The organism is Allobosea sp. FW305-C-101, assembly GCF_058783685.1.
Window position 1 is genome coordinate 336,672 of the sequence record NZ_JBYSYT010000005.1, and the last position, 17,788, is coordinate 354,459.

The window sequence follows — 17,788 nt, forward strand, 5'->3', positions numbered from 1 at the left end:
CTCGATGTTCCTCTTCACCACGCCGCAGAGCCAGAGCCGCGAAACGCAGCCTGCGAACCCGGTCGTCAGCGCCATCCGTCAGGGCGCGGAGCGGACGGGGGCGGGGTTCGACTATCTGCTGAAGACGGCGCAGCGCGAGTCGTCGCTGGAGCCGACGGCCAAGGCGAGCACATCGAGCGCCACGGGGCTCTTCCAGTTCATCGAGCAGACCTGGCTCGCCATGGTGAAGCAGGAGGGGCCGAAGCAAGGCCTTTCGCAATATGCCGACGCGATCACGGAGAGCGGCGGGCGCCTCAGCGTTTCCGATCCGGCGGCGCGCGAGAAGATCCTCCAGCTGCGCAACGACCCGCAGGTCGCCGCCGTAATGGCTGGCGCGCTGACCCAGAAGAACCGCGATCAGCTTGCCTCCAGCCTCGGCCGGCAGCCGCAGGCGGGCGAGCTCTATATGGCGCATGTGCTCGGTGCGCGCGGCGCCTCCGATCTGATCCGCGCGTCGGCCAGTGACCCCAGCCGCGTCGCGGCGCGGGATTTCCCAGAGGCCGCCGCTGCCAATCGCTCGATCTTCTACGACAAGGCCGGCCGCGCGCGCAGCGTGCAGGAGGTCTATGGCGTGCTGGCGGCCAGCCATGCCAGCACGCAGGTTGCCGCCAAGGTGGCGCCGAACGCGCAGGCGGGGCAGGACGATATCCCGGTTGCCGAGATCGCGGCAGCGCTGCGGCCCGACCGCGCCAAGGGGCTCGTCGGCCTGTTCTCGACGGGCGGCTCGCGCGATCCCGTCTCGAAGGCCGTCGCCAATCTCTGGACCACGCCGCCTCGCAACGGCACGCGCATGGCCTCGCTCGAAGGCGGCGAACGCTATTTCCCGCGGCCCGGCCAGAGCGAAGGCACGCTATCCGATGCGAGCCCCGCGGCCGCCGGCTCGATCGTCAGTCCTCCGGCCAAGGCGGTCAACGCGCCGTTGCCACCGTCGCGTCCGAGCGACCTGTCCCAGCCCGATGTCGCGGCCGCACAGCCGGCGGGCAAGCGGCGCGGCGGGCCGCTCGACCTGTCTTCCTTCATGATCCAGCGGAGCGGAACATGATCGTTCGGCGCTTCCTGCTCTGGGCTCGGACCGCGCCCGCCGAGGCGCGCGCCAGCGGAGCCGCCGCGCTGGCGGGCGCCTATCTGCGTTCCGGCATGTCCGACGAGGACCGATATGAGGCCGAGACGGCGCTGATCGCGCTGATCGACGATCCCTCGCCCTTGGTGCGGCGCGCGATCGCCGAGGAAATGGCGCCTTCGATGCGCACGCCGCGCAATCTCGCGCTCGGCCTGATCGCCGAGCAGAGCGATGTCGCGGCGCTGGTGCTGGCGCATTCGCCGGTGCTGACCGAGGCCGACCTGGTCGATGCCGCTGCTGTCGGCGATGCGCTCGCCCAGAAGGCCATCGCCATGCGCCGCTGCCTGCCGATCAGCGTCTGCGCCGCGCTGGCCGAGGTCGGCTGCGAGGAGGCGCTGGTCACGCTCGCGGGCAATCGCACCGCCGAGATCCCCGATTTCTCGCTGGAGCGCATGATCGAGCGCCATGGCGACAGCGGTGCGCTGCGCGAGGCGCTGCTCGAGCGCGCCGACCTGCCGGGAGGCTTGCGGCAGACGATCGCGGCCAGGGTTTCCGACACGTTGGCGAGCTTCGTCACAGGCTGTGGTTGGCTGACGGCCGAGCGCAGTGCCCGATTGGCCCGTGAATCGACCGAGCGGGTCGCCGTCGCGCTCGCAGCCGGCGGCGAGGCCAGCGATGCGCCGGCGATCGTCGAGGTGCTCAGGGTCACCGGGCGGCTGACATCGGGGTTGATGCTGCGCTCGCTGCTCAGCGGCGAGCCGGCGCTGGCGGAGGCGGCTTTCGTCGCCCTGTCCGGCCTGCCGGAGGACCGTGTCGCGGCCCTGCTGCGCGACAGGCGTGGCGCCGGGCTCAAGGCGCTCTGCCGCAAGGCGGGTTTGCCGGCCTCGCTGGAGCCGGCCTTCTCGGCTGCGATCATGGCGCTCAATGCGCGCGGCTTCGATCGGCCGCCGGTCCGGCACGGCATGGATCGCGGCCTGCTGCGCACGGTGCTGATCGCTTGCGAGGGGGCGGAAGGGCCTGAAGCGGATGCGTTGATGGCCCTGCTGCGCCGCCTCGATGCGGAAGCTGCCCGCGAAGAGGCGCGCGGTCTGGCGGATTCGCTGGCGGACGACGCGGCGCTGGCGCTCCTCGTCGAGGCCGATCCGTCCTTTCTGATCGAGCTCGCCGAAAGCGACCTGCGCGACGCTGCCTGAAGAGGCTCAGTAGCCGAATTGCTCGCGCAGGATGCGCTCGTCCAGGCTGTGGCCGGGGTCGTGCATCATGACGAGGTCGACGCCGCGGTCGATCTCGATCGAGACCGAGGTGACCTCGTCGATCTGGGTGTGATCGGCGACGGCGCTGACCGGACGCTTATCGGCTTCCAGCACCTCGATGAAGACCTTGGCATGGTCCGGCAGCAGGGCGCCGCGCCAGCGCCGCGGCCGGAAGGCCGAGATCGGCGTCAGCGCGAGCAGGGGGGCGTCGAGCGGCAGGATCGGCCCGTTGGCGGAGAGATTATAGGCAGTCGAGCCGGCGGGTGTCGCCAGCAGGAGGCCGTCGGCGATCAGCTCGGACAGGCGCACTTGGCCATCGACCGAAATGCGCAGCTTCGCGGCTTGGTAGGAGCGGCGCAGCAGCGAGACCTCGTTGATCGCCTTGGCCTGCACAGTCGCGCCGTTGCGGTCGGTGGCCTGCATCGACAAGGGATGCACGATGCTGCGCTGGGCGGCGTCGAGCCTTTTGGTCAGGCCGCGCTCCTTGAACTCGTTCATCAGGAAGCCGACCGAGCCGCGGTTCATGCCGTAGATCGGCTTGCCCGTACCGAGGAAGCGGTGGAGCGTCTGCAGCATCAGCCCGTCGCCGCCGAGCGCAACCACGACATCGGCTTCGGCCGGATCGGCATTGCCATAGCGCTCGACGAGCTTGTCGAGCGCCGCCTGAGCCTCAGGGGTGTCGCTGGCGACGAAGGAGATCGCGCCGAATCGTTCGGTCATAGCGTGTCCTGAAACGGCAGGCCCTGCGGTATCGGGGGCAGGCTTAACACGTCCGGGCGTCAGGCCGCGAGGCCATGGCGGCAACAAAGTCCCGGCAACGAAAAAGGCCGGGCTTTCGCCCGGCCTCGATATGAGCTGAGGAACCGAGGATCCTTAGAGAGCGGTGCTCCACTGCACCGGCACCATCTCGAAGCCGTTGCCGTTCTTGGCGATGAAGCCGGTCGCCGGGAAGGGGGCATGGTAGAAGGCGACCTGCATGCGCTCGGCCGAGACCATGTCGAGCAGCTTGCGCCGCGTCGCCGCGGCCTGCGGACCATCCATGTCGAACACCGCCGACCAGTCGGGATTGCGCACGAACAGGGCGGGATGGTTGGTCGTGTCGGACATGACCATCAGCTTGCCGTTGCCGGAGCCGAGCGCGAAGACCGTGTGGCCGGGCGTGTGACCGGGGGCTGCGACCGGGGTCAGGCCGGGCACGAGCTCCTTGCCCGGCTCGAACTGCTTTACGTCCTTGGCGACCGGGCCGAAGACACGGCGCACGCCGGCGAAGGCGCCCTTCATGGCATCGGGCGCGGCGTTCATCCTGGCATCGTCCATCCAGAAGGCCCATTCGGCCGCCGGGACCATGACCTCGGCATTGGGGAACACGGCCGTGCCGTCCTTCAGCCGGAAGCCGTTGATGTGGTCGCCGTGGAAATGGCTGAAAACGACGCTGGAGACGTCCTTCGGATCGAAGCCCGCCGCCTTGAAATTCGCCATCCAGGTGCCGGAGGTCGGCGCGCCGGAATCGCCGTTGCCGGTGTCGATCAGGGTCAGCTTGCCGGCATGCTGGATCGCCAGCGTGGTGAAGGTGATGCTGAGTGCGTCCTGCGGCAGGAAGGCCTGCTCCATCGCCTTCTTGACATCGGCGAGCTCGGCATTGCGCACGAAACCTTCGAGCGGGCGCCTGCCGAAGCCATCATTGATCGCGGTGACGGTGATGTCGCCGATCTTGTAGCGATAGAAGCCGGGAGCCTGGTTCACGGGAACTCCTTGTGCCTGGGCCGGGCTGATGCCGGGCAGATCGAGTGTTGCGGCTGCAACGAGAGCGCCGGCACCGACAAGGGCGGCGCGGCGCGAGAAATCTGTGTCCTGCATGGTCTGGTCTCCCCTCGGGTCGCAGGCAGACTAGCGACGGCCTTCCTGCTTTCAACCGCAAGGGCTTGCCGGAAGGTCAAGTTTCCGTGAGGCCCGAATCCGAAGCGGCGGGCGGATCGCGCCTGGCCAGCGCGCGCAGCATCGCGGCGCAGAGCGCGAGCGAGCCCATGACGCCCTGCCCGGAGCAGTCAGCGACCAGCGCCTGGAAGGCGAGCGTCTCCTCGTTGGCGAGGCATTGCAGGCTCCAGCTCCAGCCGGGCGCCTTCTGCCGCAGCAGGGAGACGGCGATGTCGATATCGGCGCTGACGGTGCCCAGCGTCTTCCAGAACGAGCCGTGCTGGTAGATGCCGCCGGCCGGCGTGCGCCGGTTGACCAGCTGCGCCGGCTTGCGCCTGACGACGAAGCCGAGCGCCTCGTAGATATCGGCATCGAGCTCGCGGTTCGGCTTGCTGGAAGCCTCGCACCGGGCCGCGAGTGCAAGAAGTTGTGTCCGGTCGTCCATTCCGGTCCGTGCAAAGATCGATCAGGGCGGTGGGCCGCAAGCGGGCACCGCGATCCCGCCATCTAACCCATGATCGCGCCTGCCGGCCAGCCATGGAATGCACGGGCGTCTGGTGAGGCCGTAGCCTCAGTCATTCATCCAGCGGGACTGGGTCTTGCAGCGATAGCCGATGAAGCAGGTCGGACTCTCGCGGCTGGGCACGAAGGCGGGCTCCAGACCCTCGTCGAACTCGCAGAAGCTGCGGTCGCGCACGAAGCGGTCATAGGTGAAGCCGCCCGTCCCCAGCACGATGGCACCATTCGCCTGGACGTCGCGCTGGCTCGCGGCGCAGGGGCGCGAGACGGTCGAGGGCCGCGTTTGCGCATCGGCGCTTCCGGCCGTGAGGATAAGGGCGAGCGTAAGGACAAGGGCTTTCATCGAAGCCTCCCGAAGCTTGACCAGCCGGATAACCGCCTAGCCCGCCAAACGTTCCCCCGGCGGTGGATCTGTCAAGGGGCATCCGGTTACCCCGGATCGGCGTACCCCTGCCTCATTCTGGCCTTGGCCTCCGTCTTGTCTCGGCACTTGTCGATTCACATGGGAAAGCACCGCCATGAAACTCGTGTTGATCGCCGCGCTCGGCGCCCTCGTTGCGCTGCCCGCCGCGGCGCAGCAGCTGCCCCAACGCAAGCCCGGCCTCTGGGAAACGAAATCGAAGGGCAACGAGGGCGAGACCATCGCCAAGCAATGCGTCGGTCCGGGAACTGACCAGTCGATCGTCGGGGGGCTCGCTGCCGGTGCCTGCTCGAAGATGCAGGTGACCAAGACGGCCACTGGTTACGCCGTCGAGACGGAATGTGCGGTCGGCCAGATCAAGGCTTCCGGTAACAGCGTCATCACCGGAGATTTCCAGACATCGGTCCGAACTGAAGGTACGACGAAGATCAGCGGCATGCCCGGCCAGACCGGCCAGGTGGAGCGCAAGCTCGTCGTCGAGGCCACGCGTGTCGGCGAATGCGCGCCCGGCCAGAAGCCCGGCGACATCATCATGCCGGACGGCAAGGTGATCTCGATGCCGTCGCCGAAGCCCGCGCCGTAAATTCGCAGGACAAGGTGCAGGCGGCAGGCGGGCTGATCGCAAGACCCGAGAAGGGGACATGGTGCCGGCGGAGAGGATCGAACTCCCGACCTTCGGTTTACAAAACCGCTGCACTACCGCTGTGCTACGCCGGCGCCGCTGGCTGGTTGGCCAGAAAGCCGTCGACGGGATCTTCTCCTCGTCGACGATGCCGTAGCGGTTACCAGTCGATGGCCGCTAGAGCAAGCACCTCCGCCATGGCTGCAAAGCGGCCATGGCGCGGCATGCACGGGCGATGGCGTCATGGAGACTGTTCGAGCACCGGCCTGACTATGTCGCCCGGGGGGTATTTCAGCTCACGGAGCGGATGATCTCGCGGTAGGCCGCCTCGGGAAAGGCCTTGAGGGTCTCGGCTCGGACGTTGCCCAGCATGGTGAGCTGCAGGCAGAACCGTGCCTGGACCGCATCGTCGGGCGCCTCGCAGACGATCACCATGTCGTACTTGCCCATGGTCATGAAGAATGCCTTGAAATCTCCGCCCATTTCCTTGAGCGCCTGCTTCGCCGCATCGAGGCGGCTTGGCGAGGCTTTGACGTTGCGGGCGCCCTGATCGGTCCAATTGGCAAGCATGATGTAGGTTGTCATCGCGCCACTCCCTGAAACCGGCCCGGCCTGTTTATGGGAAGCATCTGCCGGCGGCAGATCGTCACCGCCAGTGCGGATAGGCGTTGGCTCAATGCCGGGCCTTGGCGGGCAGAATAACACGGCAGGAGCGGGCGGATCGGCCTGGGTAAAAGAAAAGCCCCGGCCGTGAGGCCGGGGCTCGTTCGTGGGACCGGCTGCTTCAGCTCAGTCGTTCTCGTAGGTCATGATGTCGCGATCCTTGGTCTCCGGCACGAAGAGCATGCCGATCACGAAGGTCATCAGCGCGATCACGATCGGGTACCAGAGGCCGTAATAGATGTCGCCGGTACCGGCCACCATCGCGAAGGAGGTGGCGGGCAGCAGACCGCCGAACCAGCCGTTGCCGATGTGATAGGGCAGCGACATGCCGGTGTAGCGGATGCGGGTCGGGAAGAGTTCGACCAGCGCGGCCGCGATCGGGCCGTAGACCATCGTCACGTAGATGACGAGCACGGTCAGGATGGCGATGATCGTCAGGGACTGGCCGTTGAACAGCGCGCCCACGAAGCCGGTCTTGACGATGCGCGCATCGCCCGGGGCCGGGTAGCCCGCCGCGACCGCCGCCTTGGCGATGTTCCCCGCGAACGAGCCGTCGATGGCGATCTCCGTGCCGTTGACCGTCACCTTGGCTGCGGTGCCGGCCGGAGCCGGGGCCTGCGTGTAGACGATCGCCTGGGTCGCCAGCGTGCGGCGGGCGATATCGCAGGGCTGCGTGAAGGTACGCACGCCGACCGGATCGAAGACCGAGCCGCAGGTGGCGGGGTCGGCGACGACCTGGACCTTGACGTTCTCATGCGCAGCGGCGAGGCCCGGGTTGGCGGCCTTGGTGAGCGCGCCGAACAGCGGGAAATAGGTCAGCGCCGCGATCAGGCAGCCGGCCAGGATGATCGGCTTGCGGCCGATCTTGTCCGACAGCGCGCCGAAGACGATGAAGCCGCCGGTGCCGAGGATGAGCGACCAGGCGATCAGCACGTTGGCCGAGTAGAGGTCGACCTTGAGGATGCTCTGGATGAAGAACAGCGCGTAGAACTGGCCGGTGTACCAGACGACGGCCTGGCCGGCGGTGAGGCCGAACAGCGCGAGCAGCGCGATCTTGGCGTTCTTCCACTGACCGAAAGCTTCCGAGAGCGGCGCCTTCGAGCCCGTGCCCTCGTCCTTCATCTTCTTGAAGGCCGGCGATTCCTGCATCTGGAGGCGAATCCAGACCGAGATCGCGAGCAGGAAGATCGAGGCCAGGAAGGGAATGCGCCAGCCCCAGGCGGCGAACTCGGCTTCGCCCATCGTGGTGCGGATGCCGAGGATGACGATCAGCGAGAGCAGCAGGCCGAGCGTTGCCGTGGTCTGGATCCAGGAGGTGTAGAAGCCGCGACGGCCGACGGGCGCGTGCTCGGCGACATAGACCGCCGCGCCGCCGTACTCGCCGCCGAGCGCGAGGCCCTGGAGCATGCGCAGGACGATCAGGACCACCGGGGCGATCCAGCCGATCGAGGCGTAGCTGGGGAGAAGGCCGACCAGGAAGGTCGAGGCGCCCATGATCACGATGGTGACGAGGAAGGTGTACTTGCGGCCGATGAGGTCACCGAGGCGGCCGAAGAACAGCGCGCCGAACGGGCGGACGAGGAAGCCTGCCGCAAACGCCAGCAGCGCGAAGATCGCGCGGGTGTTGGGGTCGAAGGCCGAGAAGAAATGCGCGCCGATCATGGCGGCGAGCGAGCCGTAGAGATAGAAATCGTACCACTCGAACACGGTGCCGAGCGACGAGGCCAGAATGACCTTCTTTTCCTCCTTGGTCATCGGTCGGGGCGCTGCCCTCGTTCCCGATGCTTGTGATGCCATGCTCATGGCGTTTGTCTCCCCTGGTGAAGCCCTGAAGCCGGGACGGGCCCGGCAACCTCGTTTCGCGCGGTTCACGTTCTCAGTGACGATGGCCGCGCGGCCGGAAGATGGGTGAGTCCCGTCACTCCAGCTCGCTTCAGAGGATTGCGCGCGGATTGTCGCAGGGGCAATCAGGCACTTGGTCTTGCACCGTTCGTCTATGAGACTAACGGCGAGGGGGATTTCGCAGGCCGGAAAGCGCGGAAACAACCCCTTTTCCGGCACTTGGAGCCTGCTGGTCAGCGGCGCCGGCTGGCCGCGTAGAGTGCGATCGCGGTCGCGTTCGAGACGTTGAGGCTGGTGATCGTGCCGGGCACTTCGAGCCGCGCGACATGGTCGCAGAGCTCGCGCGAGCGCTGGCGCAGGCCCTTGCCCTCGGCGCCCATCACCATCACCAGCGGGCGGCGCAGCGCGACGTCGTCCAGCGAAACGTCGCCATCCGAATCGAAGCCGACGCGCAGGAAGCCGCGCTTGCCCAGCGTATCGAGCGCGTCGCCGAGATTGCGCACCGCGATCAGCGGCACATGCTCCAGCGCGCCGGAGGCGGATTTCGCCAGCACGCCGGTGGCGGCGGGAGAGTGCCGGATCGTGACGATCACGGCGGCAGCGGCAAAGGCTGCGGCCGAGCGCAGGATGGCGCCGACATTATGCGGATCGGTGACCTGGTCGAGCGCCAGGACAACCGCATCGTCCGGCAGGCTGTCGAGATCGGGCGAGGGCAGGGGATCGCAGACGAGATAGAGGCCCTGGTGCACCGAATCGGGGGTGAGCAGCCGGTCGATCTCGGAGGGACGCACGATCTCGGCCTCGAGCGGCAGAGGGTCGATTTGCTCCTGCAGGCGGCGCAGGCCATTCTCCGTCGCGAGCAGGCGCCGGTGGCGGCGCCGCGGATTCTTCAGCGCCTCGACGACGGGATGCACGCCGTAGAGCACGGCCTCGTCGATATCGCCCGGCCGGTGCGGCGGCGGCCCGTCGCTGCGGCGGGCGCCCTGTCTGCCCCCTGCGGGCCTGGCTTGTTTCGGGCGGAACGGCGGAGCCATCGCTCTCTCCAGTGATTGCCGGATTGCCGTGCCACGACATCGCGCGCTTGGCCAGCGCGAACCACCCTTTGCCGACATATCCCACGAGAAAAGGAGCCACGATGCCACAGGAAACGGACCGGCTGATCGTGATCACCGGCGGCCCGGGCGCAGGAAAGACAAGCCTGATCGAGGCCCTGGCGGCCAGCGGCCAAGCGGTACGGCCCGAGGCCGGGCGGGCGATCATCCGCGACCAGCAGATGATCGGTGGCCGGGGGCTGCCCTCAGTCGATCCGGCGCTGTTCGCCGAGTTGATGCTGGCAGCCGACCTGCGTGGCCATGCCGAGGCCCGCGCGGGACGGGGAAACGTGTTCTTCGATCGCGGCCTTCCCGACATCGCGGGATATCTGGCGTTGTGCGGCCTGCCGATTCCCGATCATGTCGCGCGTGCCGCGCAGCAGCTGCGCTACCGCCGGGCGGTCTTCATAGCCCCGCCCTGGCGCGAGATTTTCACGCAGGATGCCGAGCGTAAGCAGGATTTCGCCGAGGCGGAGCGGACCTATGCGGCCATGGCGGAAATCTATCCCCGCTACGGCTATGCGCTCGTCGAATTGCCCCGCGCGAGCGTCGCGGAGCGCGTCAGCTTCGTGCTCGATCGCCTGCTCGTCCGGGAGTGATCGATTTTTCGGGCATCTCGCCGGGCCTTCACAACGAATTCGCATGATCGGTCTTTTTGCCGTTGACAGGGCGCGGCCCGGTCACCATAAGTCCGGCCGCGCCTACCGGTCGTCGCGAAAGTGACATATCGGTGGCCCTGGGCTCACCGAGCCGATCAAGGGCGCAGGCGGGGGAATGTCCCGAGCGGCAAAGGGGGCGGACTGTAAATCCGCTGGCTATGCCTTCGCAGGTTCGAGTCCTGCTTCCCCCACCACCTTTTTCCTAAGAACTTGATTTTCCTTCTTTCTCGCCACGACGCCCGTACCTGACAATGAGGTGCGGGAGTAGGCGTCCGATTGCGGTTCCGGAATCAGGAGCGCGGCGGCCTGCTGAGCAAGCCGGGCTCGGTTCGCGTCGCGGCATATCGGCAGACATACCAGCGTCAGCGAACCAGTTCCCGACCCCTTCCTTGCCCATCGCCGTTCCATCAGCCCTGGCGATGAAGGCCATGCCGCCGGTCTTGGCGGTCTCGATCGACCCCGCCGGCGGGGGCAGGAGAGGGAGGACGACGCTGGCCTTTCCCTGGCCCTTCTCCGTCGTCATGTAGATCAGTCCGTTTTGGACATGTTGCCGATCGAAGCGGGAAGCATCGCCGCGCCGAAAGCCGGTGTAGAGCATGACCTCGAAGGCCAGATGATCACGCACGCCGGTGAGCTACTTCTGCTCAAACGGGCATGCCGGCCGAAGCCTTCGTGCAGGCGGACGATCACACGCCCTGGCAATACATCATTAAGCTGCTCAGGGATCAGATCGAAAAAGCGTTTCGGCAGCGATAGCTTTTCACTTTGGTTGCCCTGTACAGTCAGCTCGGTCACCATTTCGCCGTATTTGAAAGAGGGTCGAATGAACGACGTGTCATCGGGTGGCTATGTCCTTACATCGAATCAATTCCGCGTCGGCGCCGTGATGAACAAGACCTCGGCGATCCTCGGGCGCCAGACTGGCAAATTCGTCCTGCTGGCCTTCGTGCCGATGATCCCGATCCTTCTGCTGACCTTCACTGCACTGTCGTCGAACACTCCTGCGGCATCGGGCATCGCCTTCGGCGCGATTCTGACCGGGCTCCTGACCTTCGTGCTCCAGACCCTGGCCCAGGCGACGAGCCTCTACGGTGCCTTCCAGGAGATGCGCCAGCAGCCCTTCACGATCGGCGATTCCTTGCGGGTCGGGCTCGCCCGCACGATTCCCGTCATCGGCGTCGGTATCCTGGTCGGCCTTGCGACGATGCTCGGCTTCCTGCTTCTCATCGTGCCGGGCGTCATCATCGGCTGCATGCTCTATGTCGCCATTCCCGCCTGCGTCATCGAGAAGCTGGGCGTGACTGAGAGCATGAGCCGCAGCGTCGCGCTGACCAAGGGCTATCGCTGGCAGATCTTCGGGCTCTTCCTGCTCGTCGTGGTGATCTCGGTGCTGGGTGCCTTCGTGTTCACCATGATCGGCGGCACCGGTCTTGTCGGACAGTTGCTGAGCTTCGGCTGGCAGGTCGTCTCGACCGCTTTCGCCGCCGTGCTCTCGGCCGTGATCTACCATGATCTGCGCGTGGCCAAGGAAGGCGTCGGCCTGGACACGCTCGCCAGCGTTTTCGATTGAGGCGCGCGAGAGCCTGCCGCGCCGGCTCTCAAGGGCCGGTCGCGGCGGGTTCGTTCTTGTCAGCGCGGTAGCGGCCGAACTGCTGCTCGCGTTCGAGATGCGCCCGTTCGGCCGTGTAGAAGGCCTTCAGGAAATCGAGCGCCTCGGCTGGAGGAACCTTCTCCGTCCAGTCGATCTTGCGACAGATCTTGTCGCAGACCTGCACTTGCATGGCGAAGGTATCGGGCGAGGCCGGCCGGCGCAGCAACTCCTCCAGCACCTGCAATTCGAAGGCGCCATAGGCGTCGAGCTGCTTGCGGCTGAAGACGAAGCGGCTCTGCGCCTCCGCGAGTTCGGCGAGCAGGGCGCGGCGCGGCACGGAGATGACCATGGTGCCCGCGATCAGGTCCCCGGCGCGCAGGTGATCGCGGTTGAAGAAGGGCAGGGCCGAGAGTGCGACCGCCCAGCCGAAATAGCTCGCCGCCGTCCAGAATTCGGCGCCGGCGCCGATCTTCGGCACGGCGAAGAACAGCCCAAGCGGGAGGAATATCTCGACCTCGCGGGTCAGGTTGCGGGCGACGATCGCGCCAGGCAGGAGCGGGCCGCCGCTGCGGTCGATCACCTTGAGGTTGACGATGCGCTTGCCCGGCGTCGCGCCCTGGCTCTGCAGCTCGAAATAGATGAAGTAGAGGTTCCGGAGCAGGAAGGACAGGAACAGCACGACCGTGACCGTCACCGAGCCGGTGACGCCGTGCAGCAGCGTCAGGCCGAGCACGAGGAAGAGCAGCGCGGTCGCCAGCATCCAGAACAGGAAATCGATCAGGAAGGCGACGAGCCGCTCGCCATGGTTGGCGATATCGACCTCCAGCGCTACGCCTTCCGGCGTGATGATCTCGCGCCGGTTGCGGGTGATGCCGTCGAGCAGCCGGTTGATGCGGTCAAGTCGCTGGGCCATGGCGTCCGCGTCTGCCGATCGAGAGGAAATAGACCGTCCACAGCACGCCGGTCGTGGCGCCGATCGCGAAGCGCCAGGGCGTCGAGGCGACGAGCTGGCGCAGGCCCCCCTCGATGATGCCGGCGACGAAGAGCATCAGCACGGCCCCGCCTGCGAGCCCGGCCGCCGCCTTCCCGGCCATGGCAAGGCTGTCGAGCCGGTTGTAGCGGCCCGGAAACAGGATCTTCTCGGCGATGACGAGCCCGCCGGCACCGCACAGGATGAGCGCGCCGATCTCGGTCACGCCATGGATCGAAATCCAGCCGATGAAATCGAGGAGCAGGCCGCGATTGTAGTGCAGCGCCAGGAAGGCTCCGAGCACGATGCCCTGATAGCCGAGCAGCAAAAGTGTCGGCACGCCGCCGAACACCCCGAGCCCGAAGGTCATGATCCCGATCGTTGCATTGTGGCGGAACAGGAAGTTGGCGAAGACGACGAAAGAATCGACGAAGCCGGGCCAGGGCGCGAAGATTTCCGTTCGGCGCAATTGGTCGGCCGTGCTCGCCGGGCCGCGTCCACCCGCCAGGCCTTCGGGGACGAGCATGCCGAACCACGCCTCGTTCGGCAGCACCATCAGGTAGCCGATGGCGATGCCGGCCGCGATGGCGAGCGTCGCCAGCAGGATATGCCAGCCTGCTCCGCGGACGGCCTGCGGGAAGCCCCGTTTCAGGAAGCCCCCGAGCGCTTCGAGGATGCCGATGCGCGGGCCGTAGACCACGAAGAAGGCTCTGAGCACCAGCCCTTCGAGATAGAGGATCAGGTTGCGGTCGAGCGCGATCGAGCGGGCGACCGAGAGCGAGGAGGCGGCTGTCCGGTAGAGCAGGGGCAGTTCCTGCAACTCCGCGGCGGAAAGGCGCGACAGACCCTTCTTCTCGATGCGCGAGACGAGATCGTCCAGTACCCGCCAGGCCGTCTCGCGGTTCCTGCGAAACTCGGCGCTGCGCAGCGTGACGGTCGCGACCGGGGGCGGAGGCGTGGCTAAGGAGCTGTTCGGTTCTATAGCAGCCCCCTCTGCTTGATGGTGAGGTAGCGGTTGACGAGGCCAACGGCCAGGCCCCGCGGCGGGATTTCCAGGCAATGCACGCCCATCCGTGCCAATCGCTCCAACACCACGGCGCGCTCGCGCTGCAGGTCGCGGGCGACGACCGCCTCGGCGACCGGCCGGAAGCCCGCCGGCTCGGCATCGACGATATCGGCCAGCAGCGGATCGCGCAGCGTGACGAAGATCACGGCATGGCGGTTGGCCATGCGCTGGAGGCTTTCCAGCAGCAGCCCCGCCGTCGTGGTGTCGATGAATTCGGTGAACAGGACGACCAGCGCCCGGCGCTTCAGGCGGGCGTTGAGCTCGGCGAGCCCCAGCGTGAAATTGGTCTCCTCGGCCCGGTAGCCGAGCTGGCCCGAGGCATTCTGGAGCCGGGCGAAGGCGCTCCGGCCGGGCGAGGGCTGGAGATATTGCCGGATGCGTGAATCGAAGCCGAAGCTGCCGACATGGTCGCCGCTGCGCAGCGCGACCCAACCCAGCAGCAAGCCGGCATGGATCGCATGGTCGAGCCGCGGCAAACCGTCGATCGGCTCGGCCATCAGGTAGCCGGTGTCGAAGGCGAGCACGATCTGGTGGTTACGCTCGATCCGGAATTCCTTCGACAGCAGCTTCAGATGCTTGGCCGAGTGCTTCCAGTCGATGAAGCGGTTGTCGAGCCCCTGGACATGGTCGCGCAGCGCCTCGAACTCGGTGCCTTCGCCCTTCTGGCGCTGGACCTTGATGCCGTCGACAGCGTCGCGGCTGAAGAACTGCACGGCGGCCGAGGCGATGCCGCGGATATCGGGCACGACGTCGATCGTGAGCGCCAGCGGCCGGCGCTGGCTCCGGCCGGCGAGGCCGAGCGGACCGCGCCAGCGCAGCCAGAGCGCATCGATCGTGATCCGTCCGCGTCGCAAAGGCCGCAGCGGCAACGTGACCGAGCCCACGGCCCCGGGCTGGACATCGAACCGGGCGAGCTCGGGCGGAGCGGCATCGCCGCTCTGCTCAGGCAGGACCTGGATCGACACTACCCGCGATGCGCCCTCGATAGCGGCGCTCACGGTCAGGTGTCCCTCGCTGCCGATATAAAGGCGCGGCGGCGCATCGACCGTCAGAGATAATCGTGACGGCCGGGTGCAAAGCAGGGCATCGAGCCCGATCAGGGCCAGCACGAACAGGCCGAGATCGAGCGCGATCGGCCAGAGCGTCTGGTCATGGATCAGCAGGCCGATGGCGACCGGCACGGTCAGCCCGAAGAGCAGGACGGCGCGCGGAGTCGGCCTGATCATCGCGGTGCGGCAACCTGATCGATCAGTTCGAGGATGACCTTGTCGCTGATCAATCCGTCGATCTCGGCATTGGGGGCGAGCACGATCCGGTGCCGCAGCAAGGGCAGGGCGATGCCCTTGACGTCGTCGGGGATGACGAAGTCGCGCCCCTGCGTCGCCGCACGGGCGCGGCTCGCCGAGGCCAGCATGGTCGCGGCGCGCGGCGAGGCGCCGGTCTCGATCGCCGGATGGCTGCGCGTCGCGCGGACGAGGTCGACGATGTAGCCGACCAGCGGCTCGCCGAGCGCGATCCCGCCGACCAGCGCGCGGGCTGCCAGCAGATGCTGTTCCGAGACGACTGGGGCGAGGCCGAATTCCGCAAGCTTCGGCATGGCGGCGCGGTGCCCGTGGCGCGCGACGATGGCGAATTCCTCCTCGCGGCTCGGATAGCTCAGGTTGATCTTGAACAGGAAGCGGTCGAGCTGCGCTTCCGGCAGCGGATAGGTGCCCTGCTGCTCGATCGGGTTCTGAGTCGCGACCACCATGAAGGCCTCACCCAGCGGATGGGTCGTGCCGTCGATGGTGACGTTGCGCTCGTTCATCGCCTGCAGCAGCGCGGCCTGCGTCTTGGGCGGCGTGCGGTTGATCTCGTCGGCGAGCAGGATGTCGGTGAAGATCGGCCCGCGCGTCAGGTTGAAGCTGCTGGTCCGGAAATCGAAGAGATTGGTGCCGAGCAGGTCGCCCGGCATCATGTCCGGCGTGAACTGGATGCGTCCGAAGCGGAGCGACAGCCCGGTCGCGAAGGATTGCGCCAGCAAGGTCTTGGCCGTGCCCGGCACGCCTTCGAGCAGGACATGCCCGCCGCAGAGCAGGCTGACCAGCATCAGCTCGACGACCTCGTCCTGGCCGACGACGGCTTTGCGGATTTCGCCGCGAAGCCCTTCAGTGATCGTCGAGACGTCGCGGAGTTCCATGCGGCAGGTCCTTGCGCCAGTGATGAAGAGCCTGCGCCGCGGCGAGCAGCGAGGCGAGATTGCGGGAGCTTAAGGTGGAGGCACCCAGTCCGAGGAGTGGCTTCGGGTCGATACCCCGCGCTTCGGAGGCCCTTGCGAGCCATGCGGTCAGGTCGTTGCCTTCCAGCCCGGCCGGTGCCCGCAGAATTCGCGCGGCGTCCTGCAGCGTCATCGCGATATAGCGCTGCAGGATCGCGGCATGGTGCCCGGCATAGTCGACCAGCGCCGCGGCACTGCCGATCAGCGCATGCCGGCCGGCATCGAGCCGGCGCGGCGCCGGCAAGGGCGCTCCGAAACGCCCCATCGCCGCCCAGAGCAGCAGCGCGACCGCAGCCAGGACCTGGATGAGCACCAGATTGAGCGGGAATTCATAAAGGAATTTCAGCAGGTTCGGGGGCGACCTTCGGAAGCCGTGGATGGTCTCGTCGAAGACCAGCGGGCGATTTTTGCCGTCGAGCAGGGCGGCGACGATATCGCGCGCGAAGGCGGCGTTCGCGCCCTTGCCGATGCTGTGGTTCTCGATCGGATCGGGATCGGCCAGCACGAAGATGCGGCGATCGCCCTGCCGCAACTCGCCGAGCAGAATGCCGTCCGGCGTCGAGATCAGCGGCGTGAGATTGGAGCCCTTGATGAGCTGGATGTCGCCCTGGACGGTTGGGTCCGCCGCCGCGATCGTCTTGCTATAGGCGACTGGCGGCTTCGTCCGGACGACGTTGCCGCCGCTGACTGCCGCGCTCAGGGCAGACTGGACGCGCAGCAAGGGCGCAAGCTCCGCCTGGCCGATCCAGTCCTTGCGCCGCTCCCCGGCGCGCACGGTCCATTTCGGCAGGACGAGCAGGATGCGGCTGGCCGTCGCGAGCTTGTTCCGGTTTTCCTCGCTGGTCAGGCTCCCTGCCGGTTCGGCCAGGATCAGCACGCCATCTTCACCGGCAGCCTCCAGTGGGCGGTCCTCGGCGCGCATCGTCCTGTAGCCCGAGCCACGCAACAGGTCATGGAAGGCGAGATGGCCGACGGCGGAATTGGAATAGCTGTTGGCGCCGGAAGCGAGGCCTGTCGCCTCGCGCCCACCCATTCCGGTCAGGAGCAGCGATGCCGCGAAGAGGGTGCAGAGCGCCGCCGCAAGCGCTGCAAGGACGCGGGGCTGGAAGGTCGCAGCTCCCATCAAGCGGCGCCTGCCGCCAGCGAGCGCTTCAGCGTTTCGAATTCCTGGCGGCAGCCGAGATAATCCTCCTGCCCTGCCGGCCTGCCGCCGAAATAGGTCTGCTCGACCGATCGGACGATGGCGCCGAGCGCGCCGGTCCCGGTCTGCGGCAGGGTGACTTTGCGCAGGATCTCGCGGCTCGTCAGCGAGACCGCGAAGCTGGTGCCGAGCCGCATGCGGATCTCGGCGAGGCTCTTGAGCAGCAGCACATGCATGGCTTCGCCATATTGGCCCCGGCTCGCGAGGTCGTCGGCTTCGAGCTGCGCTTCCTCCATCCGGGCAGAGGGATCGGAGAAGCCGGAGGGCATCTGCCCGGCTGCGATCCGACGCGAGCGGCTGAAGGCCGGCAGGCTGTCGCGCAAGGACCAGATCGTCACGGCCACACCGAGGATGACGGCGCCCCAGAGCAGGATGCGCGCCATATCGGCGGAGATGTCGAATTTCAGCCAGTCGAGCCAGCTCGAAGCCCGCGGCTCGGGCACCGGCATCTCCGTCTGAATGTCGTGGCGGCGGATGCTCTGCCGGACGATCTCGCTGGCATCAGTGGCCGCCCGCGCGGCGCCGTCGAGCGTGACGACGCAGAATGCAACGAGCAGGAGGGGCAGCCGCTTCACAACCTTCGAATCCGCATGCGATCGCGAGCAGTATGGCGAAGGAAA

General features: G+C 67.2%; 19 protein-coding genes and 2 tRNA genes. 6 read left to right on the top strand and 15 right to left on the bottom strand.

Going from position 1 to position 17,788, the window contains the following annotated elements:
• The first annotated feature begins 4 nt into the window (after positions 1-4).
• Both AC3WMA_RS21745 and AC3WMA_RS21750 read left to right on the top strand, forming a co-directional pair.
• Positions 5-1,081 (top strand): lytic transglycosylase domain-containing protein, encoded by a 1,077-nt coding sequence (locus AC3WMA_RS21745; protein WP_492287411.1) that lies wholly within the window; start codon positions 5-7, stop codon positions 1,079-1,081.
• A complete protein-coding gene (locus tag AC3WMA_RS21750; protein WP_492287412.1) occupies positions 1,078-2,292 on the top strand; it encodes a DUF2336 domain-containing protein in 1,215 nt (404 codons plus the stop codon). The genes AC3WMA_RS21745 and AC3WMA_RS21750 overlap by 4 nt, the downstream gene beginning before the upstream one ends.
• A gap of 6 nt (positions 2,293-2,298) precedes the next feature.
• Here the strand turns inward: AC3WMA_RS21750 and AC3WMA_RS21755 are convergent, their stop codons facing one another.
• The 4 genes from AC3WMA_RS21755 to AC3WMA_RS21770 all read right to left on the bottom strand — a co-directional run bounded on the left by AC3WMA_RS21755 (position 2,299) and on the right by AC3WMA_RS21770 (position 5,128).
• On the bottom strand, positions 2,299-3,072 hold the full coding sequence (locus AC3WMA_RS21755) for an NAD kinase (RefSeq protein ID WP_492287413.1): 774 nt from the start codon (positions 3,070-3,072) through the stop codon (positions 2,299-2,301).
• 153 nt (positions 3,073-3,225) lie between these two features.
• Entirely contained in the window at positions 3,226-4,209 is a 984-nt protein-coding gene (locus AC3WMA_RS21760) for an MBL fold metallo-hydrolase (protein WP_492287414.1), read from the bottom strand.
• 76 nt (positions 4,210-4,285) lie between these two features.
• A complete protein-coding gene (locus AC3WMA_RS21765) occupies positions 4,286-4,711 on the bottom strand; it encodes a hypothetical protein (RefSeq protein ID WP_492287415.1) in 426 nt (141 codons plus the stop codon).
• Between the two features lie 126 nt (positions 4,712-4,837).
• Positions 4,838-5,128, bottom strand: coding sequence for a hypothetical protein (locus AC3WMA_RS21770; RefSeq protein ID WP_492287416.1), 291 nt, complete (start codon positions 5,126-5,128; stop codon positions 4,838-4,840).
• A gap of 175 nt (positions 5,129-5,303) precedes the next feature.
• Between AC3WMA_RS21770 and AC3WMA_RS21775 the strand changes: the two genes are divergently transcribed.
• Positions 5,304-5,789 carry a DUF3617 domain-containing protein gene (locus AC3WMA_RS21775; protein ID WP_492287417.1) on the top strand — a complete coding sequence of 162 codons (486 nt, stop codon included), beginning with the start codon at positions 5,304-5,306 and terminating at the stop codon, positions 5,787-5,789.
• A gap of 59 nt (positions 5,790-5,848) precedes the next feature.
• Here the strand turns inward: AC3WMA_RS21775 and AC3WMA_RS21780 are convergent.
• The 4 genes from AC3WMA_RS21780 to rlmB form a co-directional block, all read right to left on the bottom strand.
• Positions 5,849-5,923, bottom strand: a tRNA-Thr gene (locus AC3WMA_RS21780).
• A 196-nt stretch (positions 5,924-6,119) separates the two neighbouring features.
• Positions 6,120-6,413 (bottom strand): GYD domain-containing protein, encoded by a 294-nt coding sequence (locus tag AC3WMA_RS21785; protein WP_492287418.1) that lies wholly within the window; start codon positions 6,411-6,413, stop codon positions 6,120-6,122.
• A gap of 204 nt (positions 6,414-6,617) precedes the next feature.
• Entirely contained in the window at positions 6,618-8,246 is a 1,629-nt protein-coding gene (locus tag AC3WMA_RS21790; RefSeq protein WP_492287419.1) for an MFS transporter, read from the bottom strand.
• A gap of 320 nt (positions 8,247-8,566) precedes the next feature.
• A complete protein-coding gene (rlmB, locus tag AC3WMA_RS21795) occupies positions 8,567-9,367 on the bottom strand; it encodes a 23S rRNA (guanosine(2251)-2'-O)-methyltransferase RlmB (RefSeq protein WP_492287420.1) in 801 nt (266 codons plus the stop codon).
• Between the two features lie 101 nt (positions 9,368-9,468).
• On the opposite strand from rlmB, the gene AC3WMA_RS21800 reads away from it, so the two are divergent.
• Together AC3WMA_RS21800 and AC3WMA_RS21805 are read left to right on the top strand one after the other, a co-directional pair.
• Positions 9,469-10,023, top strand: coding sequence for an AAA family ATPase (locus tag AC3WMA_RS21800; protein ID WP_492287450.1), 555 nt, complete (start codon positions 9,469-9,471; stop codon positions 10,021-10,023).
• A gap of 169 nt (positions 10,024-10,192) precedes the next feature.
• A tRNA-Tyr gene (locus AC3WMA_RS21805) sits at positions 10,193-10,277 on the top strand.
• 334 nt (positions 10,278-10,611) lie between these two features.
• On the opposite strand, the gene AC3WMA_RS21810 is transcribed toward AC3WMA_RS21805, so the two are convergent.
• Positions 10,612-10,878, bottom strand: coding sequence for a hypothetical protein (locus tag AC3WMA_RS21810; protein ID WP_492287421.1), 267 nt, complete (start codon positions 10,876-10,878; stop codon positions 10,612-10,614).
• A 28-nt stretch (positions 10,879-10,906) separates the two neighbouring features.
• Between AC3WMA_RS21810 and AC3WMA_RS21815 the strand changes: the two genes are divergently transcribed.
• Positions 10,907-11,653 (top strand): hypothetical protein, encoded by a 747-nt coding sequence (locus AC3WMA_RS21815; RefSeq protein WP_492287422.1) that lies wholly within the window; start codon positions 10,907-10,909, stop codon positions 11,651-11,653.
• 28 nt (positions 11,654-11,681) lie between these two features.
• On the opposite strand, the gene AC3WMA_RS21820 is transcribed toward AC3WMA_RS21815, so the two are convergent.
• Genes AC3WMA_RS21820 through AC3WMA_RS21845 form a run of 6 tightly spaced genes read right to left on the bottom strand, consistent with a single transcriptional unit; the run spans position 11,682 to position 17,743 of the window.
• Positions 11,682-12,587: an RDD family protein gene (locus tag AC3WMA_RS21820; protein ID WP_492287423.1), complete on the bottom strand. Its 906-nt coding sequence runs from the start codon at positions 12,585-12,587 to the stop codon at positions 11,682-11,684.
• Positions 12,571-13,626 carry a stage II sporulation protein M gene (locus AC3WMA_RS21825; protein WP_492287451.1) on the bottom strand — a complete coding sequence of 352 codons (1,056 nt, stop codon included), beginning with the start codon at positions 13,624-13,626 and terminating at the stop codon, positions 12,571-12,573. The genes AC3WMA_RS21820 and AC3WMA_RS21825 overlap by 17 nt, the downstream gene beginning before the upstream one ends.
• Entirely contained in the window at positions 13,623-14,936 is a 1,314-nt protein-coding gene (locus tag AC3WMA_RS21830; RefSeq protein ID WP_492287424.1) for a DUF58 domain-containing protein, read from the bottom strand. Before AC3WMA_RS21830 ends, AC3WMA_RS21825 begins: the two co-directional genes overlap by 4 nt.
• Positions 14,933-15,889, bottom strand: coding sequence for an AAA family ATPase (locus tag AC3WMA_RS21835; RefSeq protein WP_492287425.1), 957 nt, complete (start codon positions 15,887-15,889; stop codon positions 14,933-14,935). Before AC3WMA_RS21835 ends, AC3WMA_RS21830 begins: the two co-directional genes overlap by 4 nt.
• Positions 15,858-17,090: a DUF4350 domain-containing protein gene (locus AC3WMA_RS21840; protein ID WP_492287426.1), complete on the bottom strand. Its 1,233-nt coding sequence runs from the start codon at positions 17,088-17,090 to the stop codon at positions 15,858-15,860. The genes AC3WMA_RS21835 and AC3WMA_RS21840 overlap by 32 nt, the downstream gene beginning before the upstream one ends.
• A complete protein-coding gene (locus AC3WMA_RS21845) occupies positions 17,090-17,743 on the bottom strand; it encodes a hypothetical protein (protein ID WP_492287427.1) in 654 nt (217 codons plus the stop codon). Before AC3WMA_RS21845 ends, AC3WMA_RS21840 begins: the two co-directional genes overlap by 1 nt.
• Between the last annotated feature and the right edge of the window lie 45 nt (positions 17,744-17,788).

Coding starts and splice junctions, on each gene's coding strand:
- AC3WMA_RS21760 (WP_492287414.1), bottom strand. CDS start 4,209: ATGCAGGACACAGATTTCTCGCGCCGCGCCGCCCTTGTCGGTGCCGGC.
- AC3WMA_RS21750 (WP_492287412.1), top strand. CDS start 1,078: ATGATCGTTCGGCGCTTCCTGCTCTGGGCTCGGACCGCGCCCGCCGAG.
- AC3WMA_RS21755 (WP_492287413.1), bottom strand. CDS start 3,072: ATGACCGAACGATTCGGCGCGATCTCCTTCGTCGCCAGCGACACCCCT.
- AC3WMA_RS21775 (WP_492287417.1), top strand. CDS start 5,304: ATGAAACTCGTGTTGATCGCCGCGCTCGGCGCCCTCGTTGCGCTGCCC.
- AC3WMA_RS21770 (WP_492287416.1), bottom strand. CDS start 5,128: ATGAAAGCCCTTGTCCTTACGCTCGCCCTTATCCTCACGGCCGGAAGC.
- AC3WMA_RS21785 (WP_492287418.1), bottom strand. CDS start 6,413: ATGACAACCTACATCATGCTTGCCAATTGGACCGATCAGGGCGCCCGC.
- AC3WMA_RS21765 (WP_492287415.1), bottom strand. CDS start 4,711: ATGGACGACCGGACACAACTTCTTGCACTCGCGGCCCGGTGCGAGGCT.
- AC3WMA_RS21835 (WP_492287425.1), bottom strand. CDS start 15,889: ATGGAACTCCGCGACGTCTCGACGATCACTGAAGGGCTTCGCGGCGAA.
- rlmB (WP_492287420.1), bottom strand. CDS start 9,367: ATGGCTCCGCCGTTCCGCCCGAAACAAGCCAGGCCCGCAGGGGGCAGA.
- AC3WMA_RS21840 (WP_492287426.1), bottom strand. CDS start 17,090: ATGGGAGCTGCGACCTTCCAGCCCCGCGTCCTTGCAGCGCTTGCGGCG.
- AC3WMA_RS21830 (WP_492287424.1), bottom strand. CDS start 14,936: ATGATCAGGCCGACTCCGCGCGCCGTCCTGCTCTTCGGGCTGACCGTG.
- AC3WMA_RS21790 (WP_492287419.1), bottom strand. CDS start 8,246: ATGACCAAGGAGGAAAAGAAGGTCATTCTGGCCTCGTCGCTCGGCACC.
- AC3WMA_RS21815 (WP_492287422.1), top strand. CDS start 10,907: ATGAACGACGTGTCATCGGGTGGCTATGTCCTTACATCGAATCAATTC.
- AC3WMA_RS21800 (WP_492287450.1), top strand. CDS start 9,469: ATGCCACAGGAAACGGACCGGCTGATCGTGATCACCGGCGGCCCGGGC.
- AC3WMA_RS21745 (WP_492287411.1), top strand. CDS start 5: ATGTTCCTCTTCACCACGCCGCAGAGCCAGAGCCGCGAAACGCAGCCT.
- AC3WMA_RS21820 (WP_492287423.1), bottom strand. CDS start 12,587: ATGGCCCAGCGACTTGACCGCATCAACCGGCTGCTCGACGGCATCACC.